11 protein-coding genes are annotated in these 13,553 nt (G+C 70.5%); 5 read left to right on the forward strand and 6 right to left on the reverse strand.

The window, feature by feature from the left end; all coding sequences use genetic code 11:
• Positions 1-115: 115 nt before the first annotated feature.
• The 4 genes from mfd to ACLIRP_RS15810 all read left to right on the forward strand — a co-directional run bounded on the left by mfd (position 116) and on the right by ACLIRP_RS15810 (position 6,547).
• On the forward strand, positions 116-3,508 hold the full coding sequence (gene mfd / locus ACLIRP_RS15795; RefSeq protein WP_412061430.1) for a transcription-repair coupling factor: 3,393 nt from the start codon (positions 116-118) through the stop codon (positions 3,506-3,508).
• Positions 3,509-3,648: 140 nt separating this feature from the next.
• On the forward strand, positions 3,649-4,797 hold the full coding sequence (locus ACLIRP_RS15800) for an NAD(P) transhydrogenase subunit alpha (RefSeq protein ID WP_412061431.1): 1,149 nt from the start codon (positions 3,649-3,651) through the stop codon (positions 4,795-4,797).
• Positions 4,794-5,108, forward strand: a complete 315-nt coding sequence (locus ACLIRP_RS15805; RefSeq protein WP_412061432.1) for an NAD(P) transhydrogenase subunit alpha — start codon at positions 4,794-4,796, stop codon at positions 5,106-5,108. Before ACLIRP_RS15800 ends, ACLIRP_RS15805 begins: the two co-directional genes overlap by 4 nt.
• A gap of 38 nt (positions 5,109-5,146) precedes the next feature.
• Complete coding sequence (locus tag ACLIRP_RS15810; protein WP_412061433.1) at positions 5,147-6,547, forward strand: NAD(P)(+) transhydrogenase (Re/Si-specific) subunit beta; 1,401 nt, start codon at positions 5,147-5,149, stop codon at positions 6,545-6,547.
• Between the two features lie 37 nt (positions 6,548-6,584).
• Here ACLIRP_RS15810 and ACLIRP_RS15815 read toward each other — a convergent pair whose 3' ends face one another.
• The 3 genes from ACLIRP_RS15815 to ACLIRP_RS15825 form a co-directional block, all read right to left on the reverse strand.
• The gene (locus tag ACLIRP_RS15815) at positions 6,585-7,046 is read right to left on the reverse strand and encodes a DoxX family protein (protein WP_412061434.1); all 462 of its coding nucleotides are present in this window, start codon (positions 7,044-7,046) and stop codon (positions 6,585-6,587) included.
• Positions 7,047-7,119: 73 nt separating this feature from the next.
• Complete coding sequence (locus tag ACLIRP_RS15820; protein ID WP_412061435.1) at positions 7,120-7,485, reverse strand: VOC family protein; 366 nt, start codon at positions 7,483-7,485, stop codon at positions 7,120-7,122.
• Positions 7,486-7,562: 77 nt separating this feature from the next.
• Positions 7,563-10,685: a WD40/YVTN/BNR-like repeat-containing protein gene (locus ACLIRP_RS15825; protein ID WP_412061436.1), complete on the reverse strand. Its 3,123-nt coding sequence runs from the start codon at positions 10,683-10,685 to the stop codon at positions 7,563-7,565.
• A gap of 114 nt (positions 10,686-10,799) precedes the next feature.
• Here ACLIRP_RS15825 and ACLIRP_RS15830 point away from each other — a divergent pair, with 114 nt between their 5' ends.
• Positions 10,800-11,198, forward strand: coding sequence for a YhbY family RNA-binding protein (locus ACLIRP_RS15830; protein ID WP_412061437.1), 399 nt, complete (start codon positions 10,800-10,802; stop codon positions 11,196-11,198).
• A gap of 105 nt (positions 11,199-11,303) precedes the next feature.
• Here the strand turns inward: ACLIRP_RS15830 and ACLIRP_RS15835 are convergent, their stop codons facing one another.
• From ACLIRP_RS15835 to ACLIRP_RS15845, 3 genes are all read right to left on the reverse strand, one after another.
• Positions 11,304-12,623, reverse strand: a complete 1,320-nt coding sequence (locus ACLIRP_RS15835) for an NAD-dependent malic enzyme (protein ID WP_412061438.1) — start codon at positions 12,621-12,623, stop codon at positions 11,304-11,306.
• 81 nt (positions 12,624-12,704) lie between these two features.
• On the reverse strand, positions 12,705-12,905 hold the full coding sequence (locus ACLIRP_RS15840; RefSeq protein WP_412061439.1) for a type IV toxin-antitoxin system AbiEi family antitoxin domain-containing protein: 201 nt from the start codon (positions 12,903-12,905) through the stop codon (positions 12,705-12,707).
• 136 nt (positions 12,906-13,041) lie between these two features.
• Positions 13,042-13,521 (reverse strand): hypothetical protein, encoded by a 480-nt coding sequence (locus tag ACLIRP_RS15845; RefSeq protein ID WP_412061440.1) that lies wholly within the window; start codon positions 13,519-13,521, stop codon positions 13,042-13,044.
• Between the last annotated feature and the right edge of the window lie 32 nt (positions 13,522-13,553).

A 13,553-nucleotide genomic window follows, 5' to 3' on the forward strand; every position in this document is an offset into this window, starting at 1 on the left:
CGCCCACCTCGGCGGGCGCGAAGCGCCGGCTCCGGGAAGCGCGTTCCTCGCCCTCCCCTCCTCTTCTCCGTTCACCGCCTGACGCCGCCCGGCGCCGGGCGCTCCGTGTGCTGACGTGACGCTCTCCGACCTCCGCGACCGACTCGCGGCGCTCCCCTTTTTCCGCCGCGTCCGCGACGAAGCCGAGGGGCTGGCGTCCGGCACGTCGCTGCGCCTCAAGGGCACCGCCGGCTCGCTCCCCGCCTTCGTCCTGGCCGACGTGCTCGACGCGACCGGTGGGCCGCTCGTGGCGCTGCTGGCGGAGAGCGAGAGCGCGGACTACCTCCGCTCCGACCTCGAGCAGCTCCTCGGCAGCGACGACCGGATCCTCTTCCTCCCCCCCACCGGGCGCGAACCGTACGACCCCGAGCAGCTTGCCGACACCCTGCCGCTCGTCCAGCGCGCCGACGCGCTCGGCCGCTTGCGCGACGGGTTCTCCGGGATTATGGTGACGAGCGTGGAGGCGATCTCCGAACTGGTCCCCCTCCCCGAGACCGTCGGCGACGAGACGCTGTCGGTGCGCGTCGGCCAGGAGATCCCACCTGAGGACCTGGTCGAGCGCCTGACCGGCCAGGGATTCTCGTTCGTCGAGTTCGTGAGCGAGCCCGGCGAGCTCGCCTTGCGCGGCGGCATCCTCGATGTATACCCGTTCGCCGGCGGCTACCCGATCCGACTCGAGTTTTTCGGTGACGAGGTCGACCAGATCCGCGAGTTCGACCCGCAGTCGCAAACGTCGGTCTCGCGCTTGGAGACGGCGCGCCTCGTCCCCAACCTGGGCGCCGAGCGCTACACCGAGGGCGGCCACGTGACGCCGCTCGACTACCTGCCCGCCGCGACCCCGCTCGCGCTCTTCGACAGCCAGCGGCTCGTCGAGAAGGCGACCGAGCTGTTCGAGCACGCGAGCACGCACCACACGGATCGCCTCGGCGCGCTCGACGATGAGGACGAGGCCCCCGCCCCACCCGAGGAGCGCTACCTCACCGGCGACACCCTGTCGACGCTCGTCGACGCGCGCCCGCAGCTCCTGTTCGGCACCTTCTCCGGCGAAGGCGACCTGACGGCCGAGCTGGCGGCCACGCCGCAGCCGTCGTACAACGGCGACCTCAAGCGCTTGCGCAAGGACGTCGAGATGGCCGACCTCGACACCGTCATCGTGTGCGACAGCGCGTCGCAGAAGTCGCGGCTGTGGGAGCTGCTCGGGGGCGACATCGAGACGGGCAAGCCGCCGCCGGCCGAGCTGATGGTCGAGAGCCTGCACGAGGGGTTCGTGGTCCCGGACGCCAACCTCGCGCTGTACACCGACCACCAGCTCTTTGACCGGTACCACCGCCCGACCGCTCGCAAGCGCAAGAAGGCGCGCGGCGGCCTGTCGCTCCGCGAAATCAAGGCGCTCCGCCCTGGGGACTTCGTCGTCCACGTCGACTACGGGATCGGCAAGTTCGCCGGGCTCCAGTCAATCACCGTCCGCGAGCAGACGCAGGAGGCGGTCCGACTCATCTTCAAAGGCGGCGACGAGCTGTTCGTCAACGTGACGGCGCTCCACAAGCTGCACAAGTACACCGGGAAGGAGGGCCACCAGCCCAAGCTGACCAAGCTGGGGACGGGCGCCTGGGAGCGGCTCAAGGCGCGCACCAAGAAGCGTGTCAAGGACATCGCGCGCGACCTCATCCAGATCTACGCCCGGCGACGCGCCTCGCGCGGCTACGCCTTCAAGGCCGACACGGTCTGGCAGCGCGAGCTCGAGGCGTCATTCGCCTTCGAGGAGACGCCCGACCAGGCGGCGACCATTGACGCCATCAAGGCCGACATGCAGCAGGCGATCCCGATGGACCGGCTCGTCTGCGGCGACGTCGGCTTCGGCAAGACCGAGGTGGCCATCCGCGCCGCGTTCAAGGCCATCCAGGACGGCAAGCAAGTCGCCGTCGTCGTCCCCACGACCGTCCTCGCGCGGCAGCACGCCGAGACGTTCGAGAAGCGGATGGGCAAGTTTCCCGTCCAGATCGCCCAGCTCAGCCGGTTCGTCTCCAAGCCCGACCAGAAGGAGGTCATCGCCGGGTTGGCGGACGGGACGGTCGACGTGGTGATCGGGACGCAGCGCGTGCTCTCGAAGGACGTCAAGTTCAAGGATCTGGGGCTCCTGATCGTCGACGAGGAGCAGCGGTTCGGCGTCGGCGCCAAGGAAAAGCTCCGCAAGCTCCGCCCCGACGTCGACACGCTGACGCTGACGGCGACGCCGATTCCGCGCACGCTGCAGTTCTCGCTTCTCGGTGCGCGCGACCTGTCGCTCATCCAGACGCCGCCGCTCAACCGCCAGCCGGTCGTCACCGAGATCCACACCTTCGACCGCGACCTGATCCGCGACGCCATCTTGTACGAGGTCGGCCGGGGCGGGCAGGTGTTTTTTATCCACAACCGCGTCCAGACGATCGACGAAATGGCCGCCATGATCCGCGCGCTCGTGCCGGACGTGCGGATCTCGACGGCGCACGGCCAGATGCCGCCGGCCACGCTTGAGGGCGTCATGCTCGGGTTCATGGACCACGAGTTCGACGTGCTCGTCAGCACCAGCATCGTCGAGTCCGGGCTGGACGTATCGAACGCGAACACGATCATCGTCGACAACGCGCAGCGGCACGGGCTGGCGGACCTCCACCAGCTCCGCGGGCGCGTCGGGCGAAACGACCAAAGGGCCTTCTGCTACCTCTTGGTCCCGAGTGTCCACTCGTTGACAAAGGAAGCGCGTCAGCGCCTGCAGGCCGTTGAGGAGTTTTCCGACCTCGGCTCCGGGTTCAACCTGTCGATGCGCGACCTCGACATCCGAGGCGCGGGCAACATGCTGGGCGCCGAGCAGTCGGGCTTTATTGAGGACATTGGCTTCGAGACCTACCACAAAATCCTGGACGAAGCGGTCCAGGAGCTGCGCCACGACGAGTTCGCCGAGCTCTTCGCCGACCAGGACACCGCCCCTCCCCCGCCCGAGCCGACCGTCGACGTGGACGGCGACGTGTTCATCCCGCCGAGCTTCGTCTCGAACCCGGTCGAGCGGCTCAACCTGTACCGCCGCCTGGCCGACCTCGACGCCCAAGCGGACGTGGCCGCCTTCCGCGACGAGCTCGCCGACCGCTTCGGCCCGCCGCCGCCCGAGATCGGCACGCTGCTCACGCTGGCGGCGATGCGCCCGCTCGCGATGCGCCTGCGCCTGCCTAGGGTGACGTGGAAGAACCAGCGGCTCTTCCTGTCCATCCCTGAGCCGAGCGACGACACCTACTTCCACCAGCGCATGTTCAACCCGCTCTTGGAGGCGCTGGCGACCGGCGGGATGCGCTACGTGCTCAAGGACAACCGAGCCGGCAAGCTCCGCGCGATTGTGCAGGACGTCCCGTCGCTGGAGGCCGCGCAGACGACGCTCGCCCGGCTTGCGGACGCCGTCGAGGTGCTGATGGAGACGGCGACGGAGGCAGCGGCCTAGGCCTTCCGCGAGCCTGGGGATGGCACCCCTCGCAAGCGGTCCGCGGGCGCCCCCCAGTTGTGAGGGGCGCCCGCCCGAGAACGCATTGCGCGAATCGGCCGAATGCGGTCTATGTTGGCACCGTCAACGACCGTACGGCTATGCCCTTGCTTGTCGGAGTCCCGTCGGAGAGCGCCCCCGGAGAGGGGCGCGTGGCGCTGGCGCCCGACGCCGTGCGCCGGCTGGCGAAAGCCGGCGTCGAGGTCGTGGTCGAGCGCGGGGCTGGCGACCGGGCCTTTCTGACCGACGCCGCCTTTGAAGCCGCGGGCGCGAGGCTTGGGAGCCGCGCCGAGGCGCTGGCGGCGCCCGTCGTGGCGACGGTCCGCGGACTGTCGCCAGCAGATCTGGACGAGTTGTCGGAGGGCGCGATCGTCATCGGCCTGCTGCGGCCGCTCGACGAGGCCGACACCGTTCGCGCGCTCGCCGCCAGCGGGGCCACGGCGCTCGCGATGGAGCTGGTGCCCCGGACCACCAAGGCCCAGAAGATGGACGCGCTGTCGGCCATGAGCACCGTCGCCGGGTACCGCGCGGCGCTCTTGGCGGCGCTCCACCTGCCCAAGTTCTTCCCTCTCCTGACGACCGCCGCCGGGACGGTCCGCCCCGCGAAAGTCCTCGTGCTCGGCGCAGGCGTGGCCGGGCTCCAGGCGCTCGCGACGGCGCGGCGGCTCGGTGCCGTCACGGCCGCGTATGACGTCCGCGCGGCGGCGCGCGAGCAGGTCGAGTCCGTCGGCGCCACGTTTGTGGAACTGGACCTCGAGACCGGCGACGCGGAGGACGCGGGCGGGTATGCGAAGGCGCTCGCCGAGGAGCAGCAGGCCCGGCAGGTCGCGGCGCTGGTGACCCGGATCGCTGACTACGACGCCGTCATCACGACGGCGCTGATCCCGGGCCGACAGGCGCCGCTGCTGATCACCGAGGCGGGGGTGGCCGGGATGCGGCCGGGCTCGGTCGTCATCGACCTGGCAGCGCCGAACGGCGGCAACTGCGCGGCCACCCAACCCGGGTTGCCGCAGACTCACGCCGGCGTGACCATCCTCGGCCCGCTCGACCTGGCCGCCGAGATGCCGCTCCACGCGTCCGAGATGTACGCCCGGACGGTCGCCGCCCTGATTACCGACTTCCACGACGACGGCGTCTTCCGGCTCGACCTCGACGACGAGATCCTGGCCAGCGCGGTCGTCACGCACGGCGGCGCGGTTGTCAACGAGCGCGTCCAGAACAGCCTCTCCCCCGCCCCCGAGCCGTCATGAGCCTTGCCTTTGTCGTCGTGTTCGTGCTCGCGTCGTTCCTGGGCGCCGAGGTCATCTCCAAGGTGCCCGCGACGCTGCACACGCCGCTGATGTCGGGGTCGAACGCGATCTCGGGCATCACGATTCTGGGCGCGATCGTGATCGCCGGGTCCGTCGAGTCGCCGTGGGCGAAGTGGGTCGGCGTCGTAGCGCTCGTGCTGGCGACGATCAACGTCGTCGGCGGTTTCTTGGTCACCGACCGCATGCTGGAGATGTTTAAACCCAGGGACCGGGGGACGGGGGATGGGGGACGGGCAGAATCGGGGACCTGACTCACCCATCACTCATCACCCTACTCCCGTCACTCCCGATGCTCGACGCCCTCGTCACGCTCGCGTATCTCGTCGCCGCGTCCCTGTTCGTGCTGGGCCTCAAGCGCCTGGGTTCGCCCCGGACGGCGCGCGGCGGCAACCGGCTGGCGGCCATCGGCATGCTCATCGGGGTCGTGGCGGCACTCGTCTCGGCCCAGATCCTGAACCCCATCGAGCTCGCGGCCGGGCTGCTCGTCGGGACCGCGATCGGGGTCCTGCTGGCGCGGCGGACGGCGCTGACCGAGATGCCGGAGCTCGTCGCCGCGTTCAACGGATTCGGCGGAGCCGCGTCGGCGCTCGTGGCCGGGGCCGAGGCGGTGCGCGTGGCCAGCGAGGCCGGAATCGCGTACGGCGCGGCCGAGGCGCTCGTCGTCGGCGCGTCCGTTCTGATCGGCGCCGTCACGCTGACCGGCTCGTTCCTGGCCGTCGGCAAGCTTCGCGGGAGCGTCCAGTCGAATGGCTTCCCCGGCCTGCGGCTGGCGTCGATCGTCGTCGGGCTGGGCGTGATCGCCGCGCTGGCGCTCGTCGCGATGCAGGCCGAGGCGGGCGGGCTGTTCCCGCTCGCGGTGCTCGCGATGCTGGCGCTTGTGCTCGGCGTGCTGCTCGTGCTGCCCATCGGCGGGGCCGACATGCCGGTCGTCGTCGCCCTCCTCAACGCCTATTCCGGGCTCGCGGCGGCGGCGACGGGCTTCGTGCTCGGCAACTACGCGCTCGTGATCGCGGGCGCGCTCGTCGGCGCCAGCGGCCTCATCCTGACGCGGATCATGTGCGAGGCCATGAACCGCTCGCTCGCGAACGTCCTGCTCGGCGGGTTCGGCGCGACCGCCGCGACCGCCAGCAGCGGCGACGGCGAGGACAAGCCCGTTCGGGCCACGACGCCGGACGACGTGGCGGTGATGGCCGCCTATGCCGCGCGCGTCGTGATCGTGCCCGGCTACGGGCTGGCCGTCGCGCAGGCGCAGCACGAGGTCCGCGAGCTCGCCGACCTGCTGGCGGCCGAGGGCGTCGACGTGAGCTACGCCATCCACCCTGTCGCGGGCCGGATGCCAGGCCACATGAACGTCCTTCTTGCGGAAGCAAACGTGCCGTACGACCGCCTCATCGAGATGGACGAGATCAACCCGGAGATGGGCCAGGTCGACCTCGTGATCGTCATCGGCGCGAACGACGTCGTCAACCCGGGCGCGCGCGACGACCAAGCGAGCCCGATCTACGGGATGCCGATCATCAACGTGGACCACGCAGCGCAGGTCGTCGTCCTCAAGCGCTCGATGAACCCGGGCTACGCAGGCATCGAGAACCCGCTCTTCTACAAGGACAACACCCAGATGCTCTTCGGCGACGCCAAGGCGACCGTGAAGGCGATCGTGGGCGAGCTAAAGACCTTGCAGGCGGCATAGCAACCCCAGCGGCGTGGCCCGACCGGATACCAGCGCGTTACCGTCTCCCGCGGACGGTCCGGCTCCGACGCGCGATCGCGTGGTCGAGCGAATAGCGGCCGGGCCCGGCGAACCCGAGCGCGACGACGATGACCAAGAAGATCAGCGCCTTCTCCCCCTCCCCCACGCTCGCGCCGTGCTGGCCGAAAAACGCGACGGCCATTGTGATCGCCACGAACACGGCCGCCGGCCGCGTCGCCAGCCCGACCGCCAGCAGCAGCCCGCCGACAAACTCGCTCAGCCCCGCGGCCCAGGCGAACAGCGCCGGCAACGGAAAGCCCATCTCGGCCGTCCCGCTGATAAAGCCCTCCGACGGCGGCAGCTTGCCGAGGCCGTGCGCGAACGCCAGCAAGAGACCGGCCCCAACGCGCAGCGCCAGCAGGCCGAGGTCGACGGGGTGGGACGTGTCGGGGACGGAAAAGAGGGCGGTGCGCAGCGTCATCGGGTCCGGGGACGGCATCCGCCAACGCCCGACCGGCACCGAGGCTCCGGCATCGGCTCCCCGCGCCCTGCTGGCGCTCGCGAACCGGGACTTACGCCGCCATCTGCTGCAGCGTCCACGTATTCCCGTCTGGGTCGCTGAACCCCGCGTAGAGCACGCCGCCCATGTCGAGGACGTCCCCCACCTCGACGCCACGCCCGATCAGCTCCTCGCGGACGGCCTCGATGTCGTCGACGACGAGATGGAGGCCCCGGAGCGACCCGGTCGCCATCTCGAGCGCCGGGAGGCCCGCGCCCAGGACGATGGAGCACGACGACCCCGGCGGGGTCAGCTGGACGATGCGGACGTCGCCACCGGGCTGCACGTCGTGGTCGGCGTGGAACCCGACCCGGTCGACGTAGAACGCCTTGGCGCGGTCGATATCGGAGACGGGGACGGGGACGAGTTCGAGGCGCATCGGGAGTCGGAGTGATTGGGGACTGGCCGCAAGCGGCCCTGCTGGCGACAGGGACCGCCAGCAGGGCGCACGCAGGGTCAGTCCGACGAGGGCACGATGATGGGCAGCTCCTGCTCGCGGACGAGCCGGTTGAACGCGGCCACGTCGGTGTCGAGGATCGCGCGCAGGGTCGTCAGCTCGGCCTCGATCTCGGCCATCACCTCGTCGCGGTAGGCGTAGGCTTGGTCCGTCGGGCGGAAGTCGCCCGAGGCGACTGTGCCGCCAAGCGCGCTCAGCTCGTTGCCCAGGTTGATCCCGTAGTTGAGCGGGTCCTGGCGGCTCTCGCTGCGCGTCTCGTAGAGCACCTCCTCGACGGTCGTCATCCGCTCAATGAGCGTCTCACCGGCTGATTTGACCGTGTCGACACCCGCTGCGTCGTCGGGCAGGCGCGCCAAGAACGCCCGGATCTGCGACCGCAGGTCGCGCACCTGCTCGACCGACTCGTTCACTTCGGTCACCTTGTCGCGGACCTCGCGCAAGAACTCGAACTGCGCTTGGAGGTCCTCCGGCGTGGCCGACGAGCGCGGATCCAAGCGGATCTCGAACGGCACCTGCAGGCTGTCGCCTTCGACGACGAGTCGTGCCGTGTACTGCCCCGGCGTCGCTTGCGGACCGTTGAGCCCGCCGCCCCAGAAGATCATGCCGTCGAAGCGCGCCGCATCCGGATACCGGCGGCCCCACACGACGCGGTTCATGCCCGCCTCGGTCGCCAGTTCGAAGTCCTCGTCGTCCGGGGTGAACGTCTGCACGACGTCGCCGGCCCGGTCGATGATCTTGAGCGCCGCGTCCGCCGAGTCGGACAACGCTTGCGCCAGCCGGTAGTGGATCACGACGCCTGACTCCGGGTTCGTGCCCGCCCCGCGCGTCACCGCCTGCCGGTAGCCGTCGACGCGGTACGTGGGCTTGGGGCGGAACAGCCACATCGGCGCGCTCGCGACGGCCGGCTGGAGCTGGTAGAGCGGCGTCAGGTCATCGAGCACGTAGAACCCGCGCCCCTGCGTGGCGACGACGAGCTCGCCTTGGCGGACCGCGAGGTCGGTGACGGGGACGATGGGCAGGTTGAGCTGGAACGGCTGCCACCGCTCGCCGTCGTCGAAGGAGACGTACATCCCGCGCTCGGTCCCGGCGTAGAGCAGGCCCGGGCGCATCGGGTCGGCGCGGATGACGCGCGTGAAGTCAGGCGCCTCGATCCCGTCGTCGATGCGCTGCCACGTCGCGCCATAGTCCTCCGTCCGCAAGAGGTACGGCGCGAAGTCGTCGACCTTGTAGCGCGTCGCGGCGACGTAGAGGCCGCCGGGGCGGGCGGGGTCGGCCTCGATCGAGTTGATCATGGCGTCGCTCGGCAAGAGGCGGTCGCCAGGCGTGATGTCGGTCCACGAGCCGCCGCCATCGCGGGTGACGTGGAGCAGGCCGTCGTCGGAGCCCACCCAGATCGTGCCCTCGTCGTGGGGGCTCTCGGCGAGCGCGAAGATGGTCGCGTAGTACTCGACGGAGGTGTTGTCCTGGGTGATCGGGCCGCCCGAGGACTCCAGCGTGGCCGGATCTGCGCGCGTCAGGTCGGGCGAGATCGGCACCCAGGTCTGGCCGTAGTTGGTCGAGCGGTACAGGCGATTCCCGGCCGCAAACAGCGGGTAATCGTTCGTTTCTGGGTCGCGGTACTGCGAGAACAGGAGGGGGAAGTTCCACTGGAAGCGGATCTTGAGGTCCTTCGCGGGCGCCCCGATCGGGTTCTCCGGCCACACGTTGACGATCCGGCTCTCACCCGTCCGGTGGTTCACCATCTGCAAGAAGCCGCCGTAGGAGCCGCCGAACACGATGTCGGGGTCGTCCGGGTGCGGCGCCAGCCACCCGCTCTCGCCGCCGGCCGAGGGCTCCCAGTCGCGCTCGGTGATGGAGCCGCCCGTGCTGCGGTGCGCGATCCGGATGGTCGAGTTGTCCTGCTGGCCGCCGTAGATGCGGTACGGGAAGTGGCTGTCCGTCGTGACGCGGTAGAACTGGGCCGTCGGCTGGTTGAGGTACGTGCTCCACGTGTCGCCGCCGTCGAAGGTCACCTGGGCGCCGCCGTCGTCGGCGATGACGATGCGGTCGCCGTCCTCGGGCGCGATCCAGATGTCGTGGTGGTCGCCGTGCGGGGTGTCGACGCTGTCGAACGTCCGGCCGCCGTCGTTGCTCACCCAGAGCTGGACGTTGAGCACCCACACTTTGTCGGGGTCCTCGGAGTCGGCACCGAGCCGGGTGAAGTACCAGGCCCGCTGGCGGAGGTTGCGGTCGGCGGAGACGAGCGTCCACGTCTCGCCGGCGTCGTCGGAGCGGAACAGGCCGCCGTTCTCGTTCTCGACGAGCGCGTAGATGCGGTCCGGGTCGGCCGGCGAGATCGACACGGCGCTGATGCCCCAGATGCCGTCCGGGAAGCCCTCGTTGCCCGAGATGTCCGTCCACGTGTCGCCGCCGTCGGTGGACCGCCAGATCGACGAGCCCTCGCCGCCGCTCGAAAAGCTGAACGGCGTGCGGCGGACGTTCCAGATGCTGGCGTACAGGATCCGCGGGTTCGTCGGGTCCATCTCGAGCTCGAAGGCGCCCGCGTCCTCGTTCACGAACAGGACGTGCTCCCAGGTCTCGCCGCCGTCGCGCGAGCGGAAGACGCCGCGGTCGGCGTTCGGGCCGAAGGCGTGGCCGAGCACGGCCGCGAAGACCGTGTTCTCGTCGCGCGGGTGGACCACGACGCGCGGGATGTGCTGCCCGCCCTCGAACCCGATGCTCTCCCACGAGCGCCCGGCGTTCTCCGACTTCCACATCCCCCACCCCGGCGACACGTTCCCGCGCAGCGACTTCTCGCCGCCGCCCACGTAGATCACGTTCGGGTCCGACTCGGCCACGGCGACGCTGCCAATCGAGCCGCCGAAGTAGCCGTCCGAGATGTTCTCCCAGCTTCCGCCGCCGTCCTGCGTGCGCCAGACGCCGCCGCCGGTCGCGCCCTGGTAGTAGGTGAGCGGGTCGCCCGGGATGCCGGCGACGCCGGAGGCGCGGCCGCCCCGGAACGGGCCGACGAGCCGGTACTCCAGCGACTCGAACAGCGTCGAGTCGACGGGCGTGGCGCGCTGGGCGCGGGCATCGCTGGCGACGAGGGCACAGACAGCGAGGGCGAGAATCAGACGGCGCATCGGGTGGGGCGGTGACGGGCCGTCAGTTTACGGCCGGGGGCGCGGATCCCCGAGAGATGCACGGCAAGCGGTCCCGAAACGGCGGATACTGTCTCTGCTCTCCGCTCCGCCCCGATGCCCGACCTTTCTTCCAAGCAGCGCGCCGCCCTCCGCAAGCAGGCCCAGTCTCTCAAGCCGACCGTCCACGTCGGCAAGGAGGGCGTCACCGAGGCCGCGCTGCGCGGGCTCCGCCAGACGTTCGCCACGCACGAGGTGGTCAAGGTGCGCGTACTGGAGACGGCGCCCGAGTCGGCCAAGGACACGGCGTATGCGCTCGCGGCGGGCGTCGACGAGGCGGAGGTCGTGCAGGTCGTCGGCCGCAACGCGACGCTGTACCGGCCGATGCCGGAGCCGGAGCCCGCCCCGCCGCCCCCGACGCCCGACCCGAAGGCCCGGCGCACGCCGCCTCGGAGCACCCCGAAGCGAGGCACCTCGACGCGGCGCTCCTCGACGCGCGGCAAGGGCCGCCGCTAGCAGATAGCAGACTGATAAAGGGGCTCGTCCACACCGCAGGCGTGCCGACCCACAGTCCAGGGTCAGCCCTTCGCCCGCGAGCCGCTTGCCGAGAGGCGCAGCTGCTTAGGCCGCCCGGACGACGGCGTCGACCACGTCTTGGTGCACCTTGGGGTGGAACGGGCTCGGCACCAGCTCGTCGGCCGGCGCGAGCGCGCTGATGGCCGCCGCCGCCGCGATCTTCATGGCGTTCGTGATCGCCGGGGCGCCGACGTCGAGCGCCGCCTTGAACAGGCCCGGGAACGCGAGCGCGTTGTTGACGCTCCGGCCGTCGGCCGCGAACGCCGCGCCCGCCGCGAGTGCCGCCTCGGGCGTGATCTCGGGGACTGGGTTCGACAGCGCGAGCACGATCTGGCCCGGCCGGATCATCTCGGGCGTGATCAGCCCGACGACGCCCGTGGTGGCGATCAGCACGTCCGCCTGGGCCGCTGCGTCCTCAATGGTCGCCGTCCGCCCGCCGCGCGCTTCCAGCCGCTCGCGCGCCGCCGCGCCCGGGTCCACGCCGACGACCTCGAAGCCCGCGTCGAGGAGCAGGGTGGCAATCGCCAGGCCCGCCGCGCCGAGGCCGATCTGAGCACACGTCAGGTCGCGGTCGCCCTCGCGCCCCGTCTGGCGGAGCGCGCTGAGCACGGCCGCCAGCAGGACCGTCGCCGTGCCGTGCTGGTCGTCGTGCATGACGGGCTGCGGCAAGCGGCGGATCAGCTCCTCCTCGATCCAAAAACAGTCCGGCGTGCGGATGTCCTCGAGGTGGATCCCGCCGAACGACGGCGCGATCCGGACGACGGTCTCGACGAACGCTTCGGGGTCCTTCTCGTCGATCACGATCGGCACGGCGCTGAGGCCCACGAACCGGTCGTAGAGAACCGACTTGCCCTCCATCACGGGCAGGCTCGCGAGCGCGCCGATGTCGCCCAGCCCGAGCACACGCGTGCCGTTCGTGCAGATCGCCACCGTGTGGCCGACCGACGTCAGCGTCCGCGCCAGCGCGGGGTCCTTCTGGATGGCCGAGCACACGCGCGCGACGCCCGGCGTGTAGATGTACCGCAAGTCCTCCAGCCGCTCCACCTCTGTCGTGCGGACGGTCTTGATCTTGCCTCCCGCGTGCCGGTCAAACACCAGATCCTTGACATCGAGGACCTTGGTGTCGGTCTGGGCGCGGATCGCCGCGAGCACCTCGGCTAGGTGGCCCTCGTCGAAGACCGACAGCGTCACGTCACGGAGCACGTGGTCGCGGCCGAGGTAGACCGTCTCGATGTCGCCGATCAGCGCGCCCATCTCGCCGACGAGCGCGAACAGCCGTCCGAGCATCCCCGGCCGGTGCGCGTTGCGGACCGACAGGACGACGTCGTACTCGGGGAGGGCGGGGCGGGCGGGGAGGTCAGGCATGCGGCAAGCTATCCCGCTCGGTCGGGGCTGACTGCCGAGGCGGGCGTCTTCACCGAGGCCTGCCCCGCTGGCGTCACGGCTCTACAGGCGGCTGACGAGATCGTACGTCCCGCGCCCGACGCGCTCGACGCGGCCCCGCTTGACCATCCGGCTCAGCACGCGCCCCGCGTAGTCCTTCGTCGTCCCCGCCAGCTCCGCCAGTCGGTCGCGATGGACGGCCCCGGGCGTGCGCGCGAGGTGGAAAAGGAGCGTTTGGGCGACGGTGGACGGGGAGAACGACATGTCGGAGAGAGAGAACGGTCGGCGGCACGGGGGCCCCGACGGGGCCGCGCTCCGTGGAGTCGCCTGGGGCTTGTACCGGCGATGCCCGTCGGTGGTCCGAGAAGGGAGCTACGGCGCCCCGCCCCGTTCACACGCCTCAGCTACAAGCACCCCTCGGGAACCCGACCGGCCACCAGTTGAACACCCACACCCACCGCTGACTGTACGTGGAAGCGTACCCCAGCGCAGCCTCCCCGACGATCATGTCGGCATAGAGAGGGAACCGCCTATCGATCCAGACTCCGAGGTGCACATCATCCGGGGTCGACGGAAAGACGGCGACCGTGTCGCGGCGATACTCGATCTGAGACTCGCTCAAGCGCGCCAACGAGTCGAGAAAGGCGTGCCGGGCAGAACGCGAGAAGTCGCCGAAAGAGCTGATCGCTGGCGTGTCTGCGTCTTCCAGATATCGTGCGTGGACGCGCAACGTATCGAGGTTGCCGACTGGACAGGCTGCGTCGAAGAACCGCGGCGACTCCAGCAGAATGCGATCGCGTCCGACGAGCCCCCACGAGAACAGGTTGAGCGTGGCGACAGTGCCGAGGGAGAGGAGAGCGAGACGCGAGCGAGAGGCCATGCCGCACGGGGGGATGCCATCGAGACACCCCA

Origin of the sequence: Rubrivirga halophila (genome assembly GCF_046845755.1) — a bacterium.
GTDB lineage: Bacteria > Bacteroidota > Rhodothermia > Rhodothermales > Rubricoccaceae > Rubrivirga.